A 19,105-nucleotide genomic window follows, 5' to 3' on the forward strand; every position below is an offset into this window, starting at 1 on the left:
GTTGTCGGACTAGGTCGCGCGGGACGAGCCGTCGAGGGACTTGGGTTCGTGCTCGTCGATCCAGTGATCTACTCGCTCCCACCACGAGTACAGCCATTCCTCGCGCGCATCGCGTCCCGCGGGGATGTCGTCTGGGTCGGCGAGCCAACCTCTGAGCGTGATTGCCTTATCGGTAGGTAGCTCGCGCCAGATGTCGCGCACGGTGGACAGTTGCTCGAGCCCGGTGTGGGCGACCACCACCACGGCGGCCTCGGGGCACGCCTCCATCGCGGACAGCACTCCCCCTGGGTGTGGCGGCATCACGTGTGGCATGGACTCGGCCCGATCGGCGAGTGCGCCGTGACCGGCTGCGCGAAGGTCCGCAATGCGCTTGGTCCGGCGCTTGGGCGTAGCGTTCGCACCCTCGGGGAAAATCAGCAGCGCGTCCTCTGGGCCAAGCCCCGAGGCCAGCCCTGCGATCGCCTCGGTGCCCCCAGGGGCTCCGGCCTTGCGGCGCCGGTAGGGCGTGACGAACTGAGTGGGAACCCTGTTGAGCAGGGTGTCAACGGCTGGGTCCCACTGCAGGGTGTCCTTGAGGACGATGGCCGGGTGGCGCTTGAACTTGTTGATGAGCGCTTCCACGATAATGAACGAATCGGCAGGACCGGCGTGACGCGACACCACGATGATGGGCCGACCGGGTGCCATCGCGTCCAGGTCGACGTCCTGGAAGTTGATCTCGAGGCGCAGAGTCCACTTGGCTGCGGTGAACAGCGACCTCAGCATGCGTCCTGCGAGGCGATAGTGCGCGCGTTGGAACACGGGTGCGTGAATCTTCCAGCCGAAGCCGGAACTCACCCACATGATCCACATCCACACCAGCGCCAACGCATCCCACATCAAGTAGACGCCCGCAATGAACAGGACGCGCAGGATTCGGGCACGGCCGGGGAGCGCCACGCTCACGATTCCTGCCACGATTACGGCAAGCCACGCGGCGAGCGGCAGCCAGACAAACGCCGCTAACACAATCAGCGGAGCAATGACGCAGCGGCGTACCCAAACCGGAGGGATGACCCAAGAGATTCTGCGTGCTCGGCGACGCTGCGCGTGGGTGCCGTGCGGATCGGGGTGGGGAGCCGTATCTCCGGCCGCTGCTGTCGCGCCCGCTCGAGTATCACCCATCGATCTGCCCTCTTCTGGTGCCTGGCGGGTACCGTCGTGCTGCGGTTCGGTCACCGTCCGACCCCTGCCTCGGCGAGGTATGCCACCGACGCCTGGTACCCCGCCTCGATGCGCCGATGCGTCTGGTCGAGTCGCTTGAAGGCGCCTAGTTTCTCGTCGCCCTCCTGCCTGCCGCCGTACGGCAGGATATGGACCACGACCCCCTCGGGAACGCGGGCAAGTTCGCGGGCAAAGCGGTGACGACGGGAAATCTCGAACGCAATCTTGGCGACGTCAGAGGGCTTGGCGGGCGCCACAAGTGGCTCTTCGATACGCCCTACCTGAAGCACGTAGACCTCGTCGGCGCCGCGTGAGATGGCTTCACCCAGCGGAATCGAGTTGACCACACCGCCGTCGATGTAGTGCTCGCCCTCAATCACCGTGGGAGGCAGCGCCGCTGGCACCGAGGCGGAGGCAAGCACGGCGTCCATGATGGGTCCGGAGTCGAACCAGGTCTCGGCGGCTCGCTCGATGCTCGCCGCGCACACGGCGAGCGGCACGGCAAGGTCCTCGAAGCGCGCGTCCGCGCCGACGACTTGGGCGATGAGGTCACGAAGTGGGCCTGGGTCGTTGAGGTGGGTGCGCGAGCGTGCAAGTCGACGCAACTGGCGCGTCCAGCTTTCGCCGTAGATGGCTCCTGCGGCGGGCGATGACCAGGCCGCCTCCATGGTCTCGACCACCGAGGGCGTCGGGTTCGCCGCCACGGCCGCGCCGTTGATGGCGCCTATCGAGGTGCCGACTATCACGTCAGGCTTCACCCCGGCCTCGAACAGCGCGCGCACCATTCCCACTTCAACCGCGCCACGAACGCCGCCACCGCCAAGTACAAGGCCTACTGTCATGACCCCAGGCTAGCGGGGCAAGTGTCCGCGAGATGGACTAAACGCGGCGCACGCGGTCAGGTCCATGCCGCACTCGCCACACAGCGAGGACGATGAGCCCGCCCAGTGCCACCAAGATGGCAGAGATCGTCGCCGCCAACGCCACGTCGGCGCCTGTTCCAGATAGCCCACCCGACGGCCCGTCGGGACCTGGCGCTGGAGGCGGTGTGAACTCCGGCCCAGGCACTACGGGAGTGACGACTGGCGTGACGGTCATTGCACAGGGCAGCCCATTTGCCATGTCTCCGTCGGCGCACGTGTCGACGGGTGGAGCCGGCGCGCACTGTTCGCCCTCAATGCAGTCGGACAGGGATCCGTCAAAGGCAACGTTGTCGAGCGTGCTATCGCCCCACGCATGCACGGTCACCGAATATGTCAGGGTCACCGAATCTCCCACTGGCAGCGGCCCCGTCCAGCGGATCCATGGCTCCGAAATGTCGAGCACTCCGCCGTCGCGATCGACGGTTGCCCCGCTGTCCAAGGTCGAGTCATCCAGGACATACGAGAGGTCGTCGATCAATACCGCCGGGTGCGACTCGGAGTAGTCCGCCTGCCCCACGTTCGTCGCCACCACGGTGTAAGTCACGCGATTACCAGCCTTGACGGAGCCGGGCGCCTCGACGGCTTTGGATATCTCTAACGAAGAACCAGTCACCGGCGTACTTGTCGAGCACGCAGGGTTAAATTCCTGGAGCAGGACAGGCAACGGGAAGGGTGACATGCGCGGTGCGCTCATCGACGAGTTCACCGCACAAACAGACTCGGGAGGTCCAGTCACAGTGTTATTGAGCTGAGCGTTGCCCGTGGCAGGGTCCTTCACCGTGACCGAATACTCGATGGTGGCCGTCTCCCCCGGCTCGAGGGTGCCGCTCCACGAGAGTTGCCGACCGGCAACAGTTACCGTGACGGTGCCGCTCGTCGCAGTCGCGTCATCCGCATAGGTAGCGTCGTCCAGCACATCTGAAAGATCGTCACTGATGCGCGCGAGATCCGCCCCGGCATACGGGTACGTGCCCGTGTTCGTCACGTCAACCGTGTAGTGGACCGTATCGCTCGGGTCAACCGTCGCCCCAGCATCGGAGGTCTTCTTGATGCCTAGCGCGCGAATTGGCGTCACCGTGCTACAGCCGGCGCCGGGGGCTACCCCAGGGTCACAATTGGACTCTGGCGGACCACTCACCACGTTATCCAAGCGGGCACCTGAAGGTGGCGGATCCAGCACGCGCACTTCGTACGTGACGGCTACTGACTCCCCTGCGACCAGCGTGCCGGACCACGTGAGTGTGTCGCCACTGACCCCCACCGTGCCCGTGCTGGCGACCGGCGTCCCCTCGAGCTCCGCGTCGTCCAGCACTCCTGACAGGTCGTCAGTGATCTGGGCGGGGGCATCCGCCGTGTAGTCGACCGTGCCGGTATTAGTCACGGTCACGGTGTATTGCTGCACCTGGTGCGGCCCAATCCAGTCCGTGACGGTGGCCCGCTTGTCGATGTGGAGTTGCCGAATGGGCAACTCATTCACGCACTCCGCGGGCAACTGATCGTTGGCGACGACGCAATTGGATACTGGTTGGCCAAGCACAGTGTTGACGAGGCTCACACCTGCCGGGATGGTGTCATGGAGTCGCACCGTATAGCGCAGGACCACCTCGGCGCCCGGGTCCAGTTCGCCGTTCCACTGCAGTTTGCGCTCGCCCACGAGATGCTCGAGGACACCTTGGGTCGGCACATCGAATCCCACCCACGTCGCGTAGTCCAGCACGCCGGAGAGGTCGTCGACCACGTTGGCCGGGCTCGCAACTCCGAACGGCACGGGGCTCGGGTTAGTGACGGTCAGCTCGTAGGTAACCTCATCCCCCGGCGAAGCCTCGGTCGTGGTCGTGGACTTCACGATGTTCACTTGACGCTGGGGGATGTCGACGCGGCAACCATCGCCCGGCGTCTGACCCTCGGGACACGTGGACTCCGGCGGCCCGGTGACGGTGTTGACCATCTCCCCGTCTCCCTGACCATCAACAAGTTCGAACTCGTAGACCAAGGTCACGGTGTCCCCGGAATCGATGGGCCCGCTCCACGTGAGCGTGTCCCCGGAGGCATTGAGGTCGAAGCCACCTACGCCGGCCGGTTCTGTCACCGGCCCCGGGGTAGCCACCAGATCGGCGTCATCGATCATCGCAGATAGGTCGTCCTTTACGATCGCGGGCTCGGTGGTCGTGTAATCGGCGCCGCCGGTGTTGATCACCTCGACCCTGTAGCGGACAAGTCCTGTCGCGGCGATATCCGCGACGTCGTTCCGGGTCTTGATGATGCTCAACCCCTTGACCGGTGTCTCGGTCTGGCAGCCCGACTCGTCTCCATTCGCGCACGTGGACTCAGGCGGACCGGATACCGAGTTGCTCAGGGTGGTGCCGTCAGCTACCGCATCCTTGACTGTCACGCTATAGACCACTGTCACGGTCTCGCCGACCGCGAGCGGACCCTCCCACACAAGCGTGGGTGCGTCGACATTGGGCTCAGCAATCTCCCCCGCCCTGTCTGCCGTCACGGAGCCGGTCGCAGAGTCGAGCCCAACAAAGGTCGCGTCCTGCAGCACATCGGCAAGATTGTCCTCGATACGCGCGGGGGCTTCGGAAGGATACACAGCGCCTCCCGTGTTGGTGATTGCAACCGTGTAGCGCACCAGACCTCCCGGGCTCACGGAACTCACAGCCGCGGACTTGGCGATCGCGAGGCCGCGTACGGGTGTGGTGGTCGCGCACTCGGCCACACACGTGAAGCCAGCTGGCGCGGTGACCGCGTTGACCAGCACGGCACCGTCGGCAACGGGGTCGTCAACCGTCACCGTGTAGATCAGCGTTACTGTCTCGCCCACCGCTAACTCGCCCTCCCACCTAAGCGTGGGTGCGGCGTCAGTTGGCTCAGTGATTTCCCCTGCCCGGTCTGCGACCACCGAGCCGACCGCGGAGTCGAGTCCCCCAAAGGCCGCAAAGTCGAGCACGCCGGCCAGATCATCGTTGACCAAGGCAGGAGCCGCGGCATCGTAAGAAATTCCGCCGATGTTCTGAATAGTTACCGTGTACGTCACGGCGTCACCGGCCGTCGCCTGTGCGACGGAGGCCACCTTGCTCAACGCGAGCGCGCGCACCGGGGTGTCGGTGCTGCAGCCAGGCTCGTCGCTCACGACGCAGTTGGACGTGGGCGGGCCGGTCACGGAATTGGACAGCACCGCGTCATCGCTCACAGTGTCTGACACGGTCACGGCGTAGGTGATGATGAGCGACTGACCCACTGCTAGGTCGCCAACCCAGGTGAGCGTCGACCCGGTGACGTCTGACATCGCCACCTCACCCACGCGCGAGACGGCGTTCGAGTCGATAGCGTCCGTGAGGATCACCTCATCGGCCCCGGCGAGGACGTCGGACAGATCGTCACGGACTGTCGTATCCAGATACGCGACGGCGCCGGTGTTCCTGATCGTCAGCGTGTAGTTGACCGTGCCACCCAAGGCAGTTTCATCAACGTCCGCCACCTTGTCGATACTCATAGAGCGCACCGGCGTTGCCGTGCCGCAGCCCGGCTCGTCGCCCGCGTCACAGTTTGACTCGGGAGGGCCGGTCACCACATTCGTCAAGATCCCGTCGCTCACCGAGGACAGCGTGTCGTTGACCGTGACCCTGTACACCAGCGTGACCGTGTCGTCGATCGCCAACGGCCCAGTCCACGACAGTTGCGGCGCTGTCGCGCTGGGCGGCGTCACTTCCCCACTGCGGTCGGCATCGGCACCATCACGTGCGGAGACGACCTCCACAAACGTGGCATCCGACAGCACATCACTCAAGTCGTCCTCAAAGCTGGCCGGCAGTGCGGGAACCAGGTAGTCCACGGCGCCCGTGTTTGTCACGGTGACGGTGTACGTCACGCCGCCGCCCGGTGCAGTCTCATCCACGTCCACACTCTTCGCGATCGCCAGCGAACGGATGGGCGTCACGGTGCGGCATTCGTCCACGCAGGCGGCTTCCGGCGGCCCGGACACGGTGTTGACCATGATTGCTCCGGGGTCGCCGGGGTCCTTCACGCGGACGGTGTAGGTGATGGCCAGCGAGTCCTTGACGGACAGCGGCCCCGTCCAATAGATGTCGGTTCCACCGCCGCTGGGAGTGGTGACCTCGCCGATGCGGTTCGCGCCGTCCGAATCGACGGCGGAGTCGAGCGAGACCCACGCGGCGTGCGCCAATACGCCGCCCAGGTCGTCGACAATCTTCAGTGGGGCGGCCCTGGTGTAGTCCACACCTCCGGAATTGGTCACCGTAACCGAGTAGTGCACCAGCTCGCCCGGCGCGGCGTTGGCGACGCTCACGGACTTCTCGAGCAGCGCGGTGCGCACGGGGGTGGCGGTGGCGCACGTGGGGTCGCACGTCGCCTCGGGCGGCCCCTGAAGCGAATTGACGAGCACGCCGTCACTCACGGGCGACAACGCATCATTTACGGTCACGGCGTACACGAGTTCCAGCACCTCACCGGGCTCCAGCGCCCCGGTCCAAGTCAGCACAGTGCCTGATTCAGTCACCTCGGAGTCGCGGTTGGTTGTGGTGCCACCTGTCGTGACGGCCGATGCCGAGACCAGGCCCCCATACGCCGCGTCGGCGAGCACGTCGCTCAGGTCGTCAGTAATCGTCGCGGGCAGGGCGGACGTGTAAGGCTGCGACCCCGAATTCGTTACCGTGACCGTGTAGTGGACCGTGGCGCCGGGAACCACCGAGGCGACGTCTACCGACTTGCCGAGGGTGAGCTGGCGCCCTGGGACGGTGACCGTGCAACCGTCAGCGCAGTTGGATTCGGGTGGCCCGGTCACGGTGTTGGCGAGAATGCCGTCGGATCCCGGCGACAGCGGCGTACTCACCACGACCCAGTATTGAATGGTGACGGTCTCGCCCACCGCGAGCGGCCCCGCCCATTCCAGGGTGTCGCCCACCTGCGTGATCTCGTCGGCAACAGTCCGCGTCCCGCTGTCGGAGCCCTCAAGCGAGGTGACCGAGCCGAAGTCCGCATCCGTCAGCAGATCACTCATGTCGTCGGTAAGGGTGGCGAGGTGCGTCGCGTCATAGGCTGCGCCGCCCACATTCGTGACCTCAATGGTGTACATCATGGTCGCGCCTGGCGTGACCTCATCCGTGTCGACAGTCTTCATGATCGTCATCGCTCGAACCGGCGTGCTGGTGACACACGTGACGCAGGTGGTCTCGGGCGGGCCAGTCACTGAGTTGTCGAGCACTCCGTCCGAGGAGACCTGCAACACATCGTCAACCCGAACGGTGTACGTCACGTCCACGCTCTGCCCTGCGGCCAGCGGACCGGTCCACGTCAGGGTGGTGTCCGCGAGTCTGACTTGGGATGTGCGGTTCGCCCCGTCAGAATCCAGCGCCGATGCAGCGACCAGATTGGCATCGGCCAGCACGTCGGACAGGTCATCGGACATGGTTGCCAGCGGCCCGGGCACGGCATAGTCCGCGCCGCCGGTGTTGGTCACCGTCACCGTGTAGGTGAGTTCCTCGCCCACGAGCACCTCAGCCACACTCGCTTGCTTGTCGATGGTCAGCGACCGCACTGGAGTGGTCGTGGCGCAGCCGGTCTCGTCCCCGTCGACGCATGTCGACTCCGGAGGCCCAGTCACCGAGTTCACCAGGATCGCACCAGCGGCGACGGGATCGGGCACATCAACGGAGTACATCAGCGTCAGCGTCTCGCCCACACCCAGCTCACCGCTCCACGAGAGTTTCTGCCCGGCGAGGTCAACGTCAACGTCGGCGCTCACGTCGCCAGCATCGGTCGCGACCGCGCTGACGAGGTCAAAGTTCTCGGTGTACGCAAGGACCTCGGCGAGGTCATCTTCGAAGTACGCCGGGGTCGCTCCGTCGTATGCGATTGCACCGCTGTTAGTCAGAGTCAGTGTGTAGGTGACGGTGTCACCAGGCGCCGCCACCGCGAGGCTTACCCGCTTGGCCATCTCAAGTTGGCGGACGGGCGTGGCGGTCGTGCAGTGGTCACACGTGCTCTCAGGCGGGCCGCTGACGGTATTGACCAGTGTTGCATTGTCGACGACCTCCGCATCGACCGTCACTGCGTACTCGATGGTTACGGTGTGGCCGGCAACGAGGCTTCCGGTCCACGTCAGCGCACTCGCACTGGTCGCGACCTCGGCAAGGCGATTGGCGCCCTCGCTGTCGGTGGCGGCGATGTTCGCCAGCGTCGCGTGGGTCAGCACTGCGGACAGGTCATCAGTCACCACAGCGGGGTCTGCCGGAAGTACGTAATCAACTGCGCCCGTGTTCGTGATGGTAAGCGTGTAATTGACAGTCCCACCGGGCACGGTCTCTGTGACATCGGCCTGCTTGACGATCTCCAAGGCGCGCAACGGCGTTGAGGTGGTGCACGAGTCGATGCACGTGGACTCTGGCGGCCCCGTCACGGAGTTCACGAGTGTCACATCCCCTGAGGCATCGGCCGGCACGGTGACGGTATAGACCAGGGTGAGCGAGTTCCCCGTCGCGAGCGGTCCCTCCCACACCAACGATGGCGTTCCGGACGTCGGCTCCGTGACCTCGGATGTGGGGTGCGCGCCGCCCTCGTCGCTGAGCGACAACACGCCACCCCACTCGGCGACATCGAGCACGTCAGTCAGGTCGTCCTCAATTCGAGCGGGGCTAGCGGCGTTGTAATCCACTCCGCCGTTGTTCTCAACCAGCACGGTGTAGGTGAGCGTGTCCCCGGGCGCGACCTGCGTCTGGTCCACGAACTTGGAGACCTCGAGCGCGCGCACCGGCGTAGAGGTGGAACAGTCGTCCACGCAGGTCGACTCGGGAGGCCCCGTGACCACGTTGACCAGCATTCCATCGGTGGTGGCGCTGAGTGAATCCTTCACGGTCACGGTGTAGACAATGGTGACCACCTCATCAGCCGCGAGCGGCCCGGTCCAGGTCAACGTGTTACCCGCCAACGCCGCCTCGCCCACGCGGGACCCGGCGTCCCCGGTGACGGAGACAATCTGCCCAAAGACGGCATCGGCGAGCACGTCAGCAAGGTCGTCCGTCACGGAGGCGAGCGGTTCAGGCGCGGCGTAGTCAACGTCGCCGGTGTTCTCCACGGAGATCGTGTAGGTGAGCACCTGACCGGGAACCGCCTCGGCCGCGTCGACGCTCTTGTCGATGGTGAACTGGCGGTCGGGAACCGTGACCGTGCACCCCACGTCACACGGGGACTCCGGTGGCCCGAACACCGTATTGGCGAGCACGGCATCGGGGGCAATGGGATCGTTGACCACGACCGTGTACGCGATCGTTACCGACTCGCCGACCACGAGCGGCCCCTCCCACACGAGTTCGTCACTGGAGGCGTCCGGGAGTTGAAGCTCGGCGTCACGATCTCCCGCCACGCTCACGGTGGCGGTGGAGCCTGGCTGGAACGCGGCATCGGCGAGCACGTCGCCGAGGTCATCGGTGATTCGAGCCGGACTGCTCGCCGTGTAGTCAACCCCACCGGTGTTGGTGACGGTGACGGTGTAATTGATCACGCCGCCCGCCACCACCGTGTCGACATCAGCAGCCTTCACCACATCGAGGGCACGCACGGGAGTTGAGGTGGTGCAGCCCGACTCGGATCCGGTGTCGCAGGGCGACTCGGGAGGACCCGTCACCGAGTTGACGATCACACCATCGCTGCCTGAGGAGAGCGGGTTGGCGAGGGTCACCACATAGATGACATCCACGTAGACGCCCGCGGCGAGCGAGCCGCTCCAGACCAGTTCCGCGCCGTTCATCGACACTTGGCCGATGCGGTCAGCGCCGGTCGAGTCGACGGCGGTGACCGTGCCCACCGCGCCGTCCGCGAGCACGTCGCTCAGGTCGTCAGTCACGGTGGCCGGCGTGCCGGGTGCCACGTAGTCCACCGTTCCGATGTTGGTGATACGTAGCCGGTATGTGATGTCGCCGCCAGCCGTCAGGATGCCCGAGGTGGTAGTTGACTTGACGATGTCCAGCGCCCGGACGGGCGTGGTAGTGGTGCAGCCGTCGATGCACGTGGTCTCTGGCGGACCAACCACTGAGTTGGTGAGTTCCGCGCCCACCGTGACCTCGTCAAGGACCCGCACCGTGTATTGCAGGGTGACGGTTTCCCCGATTCCGAGTTCGCCTTCCCATTGGAGTTGACGTGACGTAGCCGATGGCACGGTTACCTCGGGAGCGCGCGCCAGGTCGCCGGCAGCCGCTCCCGCAGTGTCCAGACTCACGAATTCGGCGTTCGCGAGCACGTCGGTGAGGTCGTCCGTGGCGGTGGCCAGGGCATCGGCGGCCGTGTATGCCACGCTGCCGGTGTTCGCAATAACGACCGTGTACTGCAGGGTCTCCCCGGCAAGTACCTCACCGGCGCTCGCCATTTTCTCCATGGTGAGCGAACGCACCGGCGTGGTGGTCTCGCAACCATCGATGCACGTCGACTCGGGAGGTCCGGTCACCACGTTGTTGAGGGTGGCGCCTGCCGTGACGGCGGTGTCGACGAGGACGGAATACGTGATGGTGACGGACTGGCCGGAAAGGAGGGGGCCAGACCACGTGATGGAGTTCGCGGCGGCGGAGAGCTCTGCGGCGCGGTCACCACCGGTGGAGTCGATCGCTCGGACCTGCTGCACCTGAGAGTCATCAACCACGTCGGTAAGGTCGTCGGTGATCGTGGCGGGCGTGCCGGGCAGTAGATAGTCTGCCTCCCCGATGTTTTCCACCAACACCTCGTACGTCACGATGCTGCCGGGGGCCGTCTCAGTCACATCGACGCTCTTGGTGATCTGCAACTGGCGATCGGGCAGGGTGACAGAACAGCCGGCCTCACAATTAGACTCGGGCGGCCCGAAGACGGTGTTAGTGGGGTTCGCCTCACCATCCAGCGGGTCGTTGATCGTGACGGCGTAAGTCACCTTGACGAAGTCGCCCGCCGCCAAGGGTCCGGTCCACGTCAACTCCGTGTCCCCGGGCGCCGCAGCACCGGGGTCGGGCTCGGTCACCTCGCCAGCACGGTTTGCGCCGTTCGAGTCCTGCGCTGAAACCAGCCCATCGAAGGTCGCATCGGCAAGCAATTCGGCCATGTCGTCTCGGATGGCGGCCGGCGCGCCGGCCGTGTAGTCGGCTGCTCCGGTATTGCGCACCGTCACCGTGTACTCCACGGATGCGCCGGGCGTCACCTCGGTGACGTTGGCCTCCTTGGCTATCTCCAGCGCTGCGACGTCGGTGCTTGTGGTGCAGCCAGGCTGCGCGCCCGTCACGCACGACGACTCCGGGGGCCCGGTCACCGAGTTCACCAGCGTGCCATCGGAGGTAGCGGAGAGCGTCTGGTCGATGTCGACGGTGTACGTGATGGTGACGGTCTCGCCAATTGCCAACTCGCCCGTCCAGGCCAGCTCGGTGCCGCCCCCTGCGGGGGCGGTGACCTCGCCGACGCGGTCCACGGTCGTGGTTCCAATGGCGGACACGACGGTGCCGAACGCGGCATCCGCGAGCACGTCCGCGAGGTTGTCCGTCACGGTGGCCAACGTGTCGGGGGCTGCGTACGGGGCGCCGCCGGTGTTCGTGATCACGAGCTGGTACGAGACCTGGCCACCGGCCGCGGCCTGACCCGTCGACGTCACTGTCTTGGTGACGTCGAGCGACCGTATGGGAGTATCCGTGGTGCAGGTGGGGTCGCAGGTCGCCTCGGGTGGCCCAGAGACAACATTGGTGAGAGTGGCGGGAGCAGTCAGCGCCTCATTTGAGTTGACGACCAGTGTGTAGGAAATCGTGACAGTCTCCCCCACCGCCAGAGGTCCCTCCCACGTGAGTGTCGCAAGGGCGCCGCCTGCATCAGTAGGGGCGAGCACCTCGGCGCGGCGGTCAGCTCCGCCGCCGTCCTCCGCGCGAGTAACTTCTCCGAAACTCGCATTGGCAAGTACTCCGGACAAGTCGTCCGCGATGCTCGCCGGCGCACTTCCGGCCTCGTAATCAGCCGCACCGCTGTTGGTGATCGCGACGGTGTAGGTCACAGTGTCTCCTGGCAATGCTTCAGCCAGGTCCGCGCTCTTTCTCATCACCATCTGACGTATCGGGGTGCTCGTAACGCACTCGGTACACGCGGACTCCGGAGGTCCGGTGACGGCGTTCACCAGGCTCGCGCCGTCGACCACCGAGGCATCGACGACCACGGAGTATGTAATCTCCACGACATCACCGGGATCCAGCGGCCCGGACCACACCAGCGAGGTCTCGCCCGCAACCTCGTCAGGCACGGACAGCGTCCCCACGTTGGCACCCGTGCCTTGCAGAAGCGCGGTGGGAGTTCCCGTCAGCGTCGAGTGCGCCAACACGCCGGCCAAGTTGTCCTCAATCCTCGCGGGCAGCTCTGGATCGGTATACGCCACGGACCCGGTGTTCTCCACCGTAATGGTGTAGGTGACGGTGCCGCCCGGGATCACCTCGGAGACGTCCGCACTCTTGACGACGGCGAGCGCACGTTCGGGGACCGTCACCGTGCAGCCGTCCGCGCACGTGGACTCGGGCGGGCCCGTCACCGTGTTTGCGAGCACTGCGGTGGAATCTACGGGGTCATTCACCTGCACGCTGTAGACCAGGGTGACCGTCTCACCCACCGCGAGGCCGCCCTGCCAAACCAAGTTATCGGAACCCGTCGTGGGCTCGGTCACCTCACCTGCGCGGTCCCCCGTCACATCGCCGGTAGCCGAAGAAAGCCCCTGGTAGGTTGCATTCTGAAGCACGTCCGACAGGTCATCCGTAACGACCGCCGTGCTGCCGGGGTCGGTGTACTCAATGCCTCCCGTGTTTGTGATCTCGACCGTGTACTCGATGATGCCGCCAGCCGTAATCTCCGCGACGCTCGCGGACTTCTCGATGCCTAGCGAACGCACGGGGGTGGTGGTGGAGCAGGTCACGTCGCACACAGATTCCGGCGGGCCCGTTACTGAATTCACTAGCACGGCGCCTGGTGGCACTGGATCCTTCACGGTCACCGTGTACGAGATTACGATGCGCTGACCTGCCGCAAGCGGACCGGTCCAGGACAGGTCCGTGTCGCCGAGGCCGGCATTCGGCGCGTCTACGGTGCCGACGGGCGCGCTGGTGTCCGCGTCGATCGCGGTAGGCGTTCCCACAAGCGTTGAGTAGGCGAGCACGTCACTGAGGTCGTCCGTCATTGAGGCCGGACTTGCGGGCAGCACGTAGTCAATTGCCCCCGTGTTCTCCAGCGTGATCGTGTAGGTGACGTCCTCGCCGGGCAGGACTTCGGCGACGCTGGCCTGCTTGTCGATGGTAAAGCTGCGCAGGGGGGTGGCAGTGCCACAGTCCGTGCAGGAGGCGCCCGGCGGCAGGACGAGCGCGTTGATCAGCGTGCCGGGGGCGACCACGTCGTCGTTCACGACCACGGTGTAGACAATCCTTACGCTCTCCCCCACGTCAAGCGGGCCGGTCCAGGTGATCCCCTGGTCGGGGGACGCGGACGGCACGACCTCCCCGGTGCGGTCGGCCAGAACCGTACCCGTAGCGGAGACGATCTCACCGAAGCTCGCATTAGTGAATATGCCGGACATGTCGTCACTCAACGTGGCAAGTTCCGTCGCCGCGGAGAACTCCGCGGTGCCGGTGTTAACGACATCGACCGTGTAGGTGACGGTATCGCCGGGCGCGGCCTCGGTGACGTTCACGGACTTCGCCAGCGTCATCTGGCGTACGGGGACGGTCACGGTGCAGTCGTCGCAGGCGGTCTCCGGCGGACCGGTCACCGCGTTGACTAGCGTGATCCCCGCGGCCACTGGATCGTCTACCTCGACCGAATAGGCGATCTCGACGACCTCGCCTGGCGCCAGGGGTCCCGTCCACACGAGCCCGGTCTCGCCCGCGCTCTCATCCGGAATGGTCAGGGTGCCGACACTGGTGGTGGTGCCTTGCTGGACTGCCGTGGGCGTGCCCGTCAGCGAGGAGTGGGCGAGCACTCCGGTGAGGTCGTCCTCAATGACTGCCGAGGAGGACGGGTCGGCATACGCGACAGATCCGGTGTTTTCCACCGTGACCGTGTACTCGACGGTGCCACCGGGAACCACACTGGTGACGTCTGCGGACTTGGAGACATCGAGCGCCCGCACCTCGGTTGACGTGAAGCAATCGGGTGCAAGAGTGCCACTCGGGTCGCACTCACTTCCTGGGGCCGAGACGACGTTTCCGAGCGTTCCATCTCCCGTGATCTCATCGTTGACCATGAAGCTGTAGGTAATCGTGGCTGTCTCCAGCGGGGGAAGATCACCGCTCCACGTCAGCGTGTCCCCCGCTACTGCCGCGGTACCGATGTTCGCGTCCACGTCACCCTGGTAGACCGCATCCTCGGCGAGGTCGCTGAGGTCGTCCGCGAGCGCTGCGCCCACGTAAACCGTGTTGCCGACATTGCGTACCGTGATCTGGTACTGAAGCAGCGTGCCCGGCGTCACCGGGCTGGCCGGGGCGACCGTCTTGACGACCTCGAGTCCCTGAATCGGCGACGATGTGCGGCAGTCGGGGTCGGCGGGAGAGAACGGGCCGCAATTCGACCCAGGTGGGCCAACGACGACATTGACGAGTTCACCATCGCCAGTGGGAGGAGTCCCCACTACTACCGCGTAGGTCAACACCACGCCCTCGCCGGCCGCGAGGGGCCCGGACCATTCGAACTCCTTGGCTACGTCCCTGTACACCGTGGCGCCATCGGACACCGTGCTGTCGGACACGACGTCGACGTCGAAGCCCCAGTCCGCGTCGTCGAGCACTCCGGACAGGTCGTCAATGATCTTCGCGGGGTCGGCCTCGGTGTAGTCGCCGTTGCCCACGTTCTCGATCTCGACCTGGTACGTCACGGTGTCACCCGGTTCAACGACGGCGGCACCCCCCACCACCGTCTTGGTGATGTCAAGTTCGGGCACCTTTGGCGTAGGCTCCAGCAGGTGGTCCTCGACCTCGCCACCGCGCGCGGCACCCGCTATCGCAGGCGCGGCCACCGTTCCCGGGTAGAGGCGAAGGCGCAAGGCGATGGAGTCTTCATCCACCGAGGGCGCACCGAACGGCACCGTCACGGACGTCGCTCCATCGGGTACGGAAACTACGACTCGTTCGCCGGGCTCAAAGGTTCCTGAGTTGTCCAGATCCAACCACGCGGCGAGCGTCGCTGCACCTCCGGTCTCGTTCGTCACTGCAATGTCGAGGGAGAACGTGGAGAAGTCGTCCGGGTAGTACGTGCCGGGTGCAATGCCGTCCTCATCAGCCTCATCACGAGCATCGTCCGCGTCGGCGGCCACCGAGTTCTCGCCGTCGATCTCCGAGTCGACGGAGGTGCCGATCATGAGCGGCGCGTAGCTGTTGCCTTCGTCGAAGTCGCGCAACGAGTGGCGGGCGCCGTCCTCGGCAAGTGACACCGGGAAGCCTGCCGGCGCGTCCCCAAAGTCGAGGAAAACTGGCGCGGTCGCGCAGCGCGCCCCGTCGTTCAAGGACGAGGCGGGGCCATACGCGAGAAACGACGCCTCCCCGGTCGCGACATCGACTCGCCAGATCTGACCTGTCGTATTGCTCGACCCGTAGAGATAGCCGTCAGGGTCCGAATAGACGGCACCAAAGCCCGCCTGGAACGCCCCGTTGAGGCGCCCCGCAGGCACGCCGTTGGGGGCAGTCATGCTGCCCATGCTCGCGACCACCGAGAAGTTGCCAGCGGCCGTGTCGAACTCAATCAAATCGAAGGTGCCATTCGCCCGGGGGCCCAGCGCGTAAAGGTTGCCCGAGACGATGTCGAACGCCCAGTCGGAAATGTTCTGAATGCCAGCCGGAAGTGACGCGGAACTAGCCTGTACCAGGGTGTTGAATGTGGGCGACGCTGGATCGAGGTCGATCCGGGCGACTTGAGTGTTCGCAAAGTTCCCGCGGGTGATCCACAGCTGGCCGTTAGCATCGATGTCCCCCGAGTTCCAGGCCGTCGTGGGCAGCGAAACTCCGGTGGTGTTGACAGCCACCCCCAGGGAGGTGAAGCTGCCGTCGCTACCCATCCTGACGGTGCGCCGCGCGTCGTCGATGCCGTAGATATACCCGTCAAGGGGATTGAAGCCGGCGGCATTGAGGGCCGCATAGACGTTCGAGAATATTTCTTCAGTTTGCCCCGAGCCCAAGTCCACCGCGAAGACGTCAAGTGGGTTGCCCTGCAACAGGAAGCCGTCGCTCGGACATTCGAACGGAGGCGGCGTGAGTGTTACCGCCCAATCCTCGACCTCACCATCCTTGACGCCGCCACCATTTGCCGCGGTGTTGCTCGGCATCGCGGATTCGGGTTCGGTTGAGACTCGCAGACGCATATACGTGTCGAGCAGCACTGTGTCATTGGGGGCCGTCCACGTGAGCGTCACCGTGTCACTGGTGGCGCCGGCGCTCACGAAGGCGCGCTCGTTATCCTCGAACTTTCCATTGCGGTCGAAGTCGATCCAGCCCACCACGGTGGCCTCGTCGCCACTCGTGTTGGAGACCGGGACCTGGACGGACACATCCTCACCGACCGATGCGACGATCACCGGATCGGCAGCGAACGCGTCGTCGTCGTCCAGTGAGGCGCCCACCCCCGGCTGACCGTCGCGCCCGGCAGTCACAGACGCTCCGAGCATCAAGTTGGGCTCGCCGTTGGTGTCGCGCACTATGCCATGGAACGGTCCACCTTGGTTCAGGGTGGTGGTGTATTGGTGGGTCAGGGGCGCGGAGGCCGTGTGCGGCGCATCCGCGAAGTCGGCCTCGACGACCGCGCTCGCACATCTAGCGCCGTCGTTGTTGGTGGCAGCCGGGCCGGTTGCGACAAAGTCTGCAGCTCGCGAGCCCGTGAGATCGACCCGCCAAATGTGCCCCGAACCATTGAACGACGCGTAGACGTTCCCCACCGAGTCCAAGTAGGTGGCTCCCGCGGTGTTCTGATTGCCGTCGTAGTTCCCGCGCTGAGTGTAGGACAGGTCCGGCGCCCTCAACCTACCCAGCCCAAACTGGAAGACCGCTCCATTGGGGCCGTCCGGGTTGACCGCAAAGATTCCGGCGCTGTGGTTAGTAGTATGCGAGCCGACTGAGTACAACAACCCGTTGTAATACACCCAGTCCGCGCCGGTATTCCAGTTCGCCGGCCCGTTGGCGGTTCCCCAGTCGACGGCCTTGAGGTAGTCCGCAGAGCCCGGGCGCACATCTACCTTGAGCCAACGAAAGCTGACCCCATCACGGATGTAATAAAAGCCGTCGGGAGACACGTCGCCAGCGACGAGTCCGTTCGAAAAGTGAGACTCATTGAACGGAGACAGGCTCAGGTCGATCTTGCCCAGCTCAATGACGCTGGTGAGATCCGACGACACCCCGATGACGTCCAGCGGAGACGTGCCCGTGGTCAGGAAATCACGGCGCATCGCATAGTAGAAGCCGTCCAACTCGTTGAATCCCACCGCGTTCACCGTGACGCCGCCCAAATCGCCAATCACCGAGTCTTCGCCACTGAAGAGGTTCACTGACTGCACCGCGGTGCCGGCGTTGACAGTGGCGCTTTGCCAGAGAGTCGCCTCGGGCGGGCAGAAGGCGCCGTCGGAGTACGTGACGTCCGCATCGGCCGGGAGTTGGAGGCCGACTACAGTGACGTCGTCTGCCGCGTTAGTAAACGTGCCGCCGACTGCCGACACCACATCGATCGAAAGTGTGCAGCCCTCGATAGAGGATCCAGACAGGTTCCCAGTACCTGAAACAACGCCCCCGGTTCCGGAAATCGATCCCGAATCACAGTCAGTGGTCGCGTTCGGGATTGGCGCCACCACCAGGTCGCCCGGGAGTTTATCATCGAAGGACCACCCCTTCTTGGGGCCGCTGGGGACGGTTGGCTGACCAGGTGAGTGCGTGTTCGTGACGGTAAAGGTGAGGCGCACCGGCAAGCCGGGCGTGTGCACGCGCTGGGCGAACTCCTTGTCGAGTTGAGGTGTGGTGTCAACAACCACCGGATTATCAAAGGCGCCATTCGCAGATCCCGCTGGAGAGTTGACATCGAGAATCTGCTCCGTCTGATCCAGTCGATAGCTGAGCGGGGAGCCGTCGGAGAGAACTGCGGTGTCGCCCACGAAGGTTCGTGCACGTGTCATCCGGTTGTCGTTGCCATTCCCTGCCTGCACTCCGATGCCGTCGCGGCAGGTGTCGGGCACGTCACTGAACGTGCTGGTGCCGACTCCCCCTTGAGTCAAGGTGATCTGTGGGTCTAGGCCGTAGTAGCCGGTGTTCTGGCAGGTCATGGTGGCGAAGTCGATGGAGCCCTGGTAGTAGTGACCTGCCTGGGTGGGGATGGTCGCGGGGGTTTCAAAGAGCGTCCCGGCAGCCGTGCTGTCGCTCCCGGGGACCGAGACTATGTAGTTTGCGAGACCGCTGCCGGCGGAGGGAATCTCTGCGGCATACGGGTAGCTCGCCTGGCGCTGCCACGTTCCCGTGTGCGCCGCCATATAGCGGTAGCGGTTCCAGTTGTTGCTTGGCCCACAGGCGCCCAAGACCGACACTGCGGGAGCCGCAGTGTCGTTTCCCGTGCCCAGGGACACGGCGGTCTGGGCCTGCAGCAGCAGGCCGTTGCAGCCGCTGCCGAGTGCGTATTGAGGCGACTGCGTATAGGCATCACCGGAGGTACTGGTGTAACCAGGCGTGACGGGAGTTTCATCGGGCCCTGGAATCAGGGTGTTGACAAATGCTTGCGATTGGGGCGTGGTCACGTTCGAGAAGTCTTCGTACCAGGCAACGGTGGGCGTCTGCATCACGCCCGGGGTGCCGGGGGCTGCAGCGACGGGGGCTGGGGTGGCGATCACCGCACCAACGCTGGTGGTCGCTACCAGTGCGCCGATCAATAAACCGGCGACAGGGCCGCCACGGTTCCTCACGATGCGCCCTCCCGGCGTCGGCGAAATCACACAGCGCACTCTGGGCGTCGTTGCCCAAATACCC

The 19,105-nt window shown here is 65.1% G+C and carries 3 protein-coding genes; all 3 read right to left on the reverse strand.

Features of this window, described 5'->3' with window-relative positions; translation table 11 throughout:
- Positions 1 to 9: 9 nt before the first annotated feature.
- Genes AOP77_RS01110 through AOP77_RS01120 form a run of 3 tightly spaced genes read right to left on the reverse strand, consistent with a single transcriptional unit; the run spans position 10 to position 19,071 of the window.
- Complete coding sequence (locus tag AOP77_RS01110) at positions 10 to 1,164, reverse strand: 1-acyl-sn-glycerol-3-phosphate acyltransferase (protein WP_084622097.1); 1,155 nt, start codon at positions 1,162 to 1,164, stop codon at positions 10 to 12.
- Between the two features lie 50 nt (positions 1,165 to 1,214).
- Complete coding sequence (locus AOP77_RS01115) at positions 1,215 to 2,045, reverse strand: patatin-like phospholipase family protein (RefSeq protein WP_062208218.1); 831 nt, start codon at positions 2,043 to 2,045, stop codon at positions 1,215 to 1,217.
- Positions 2,046 to 2,082: 37 nt separating this feature from the next.
- The gene (locus AOP77_RS01120) at positions 2,083 to 19,071 is read right to left on the reverse strand and encodes a DUF7927 domain-containing protein (RefSeq protein ID WP_152649720.1); all 16,989 of its coding nucleotides are present in this window, start codon (positions 19,069 to 19,071) and stop codon (positions 2,083 to 2,085) included.
- Between the last annotated feature and the right edge of the window lie 34 nt (positions 19,072 to 19,105).

This window comes from Demequina oxidasica, assembly GCF_000975115.1.
GTDB lineage: Bacteria > Actinomycetota > Actinomycetes > Actinomycetales > Demequinaceae > Demequina > Demequina oxidasica.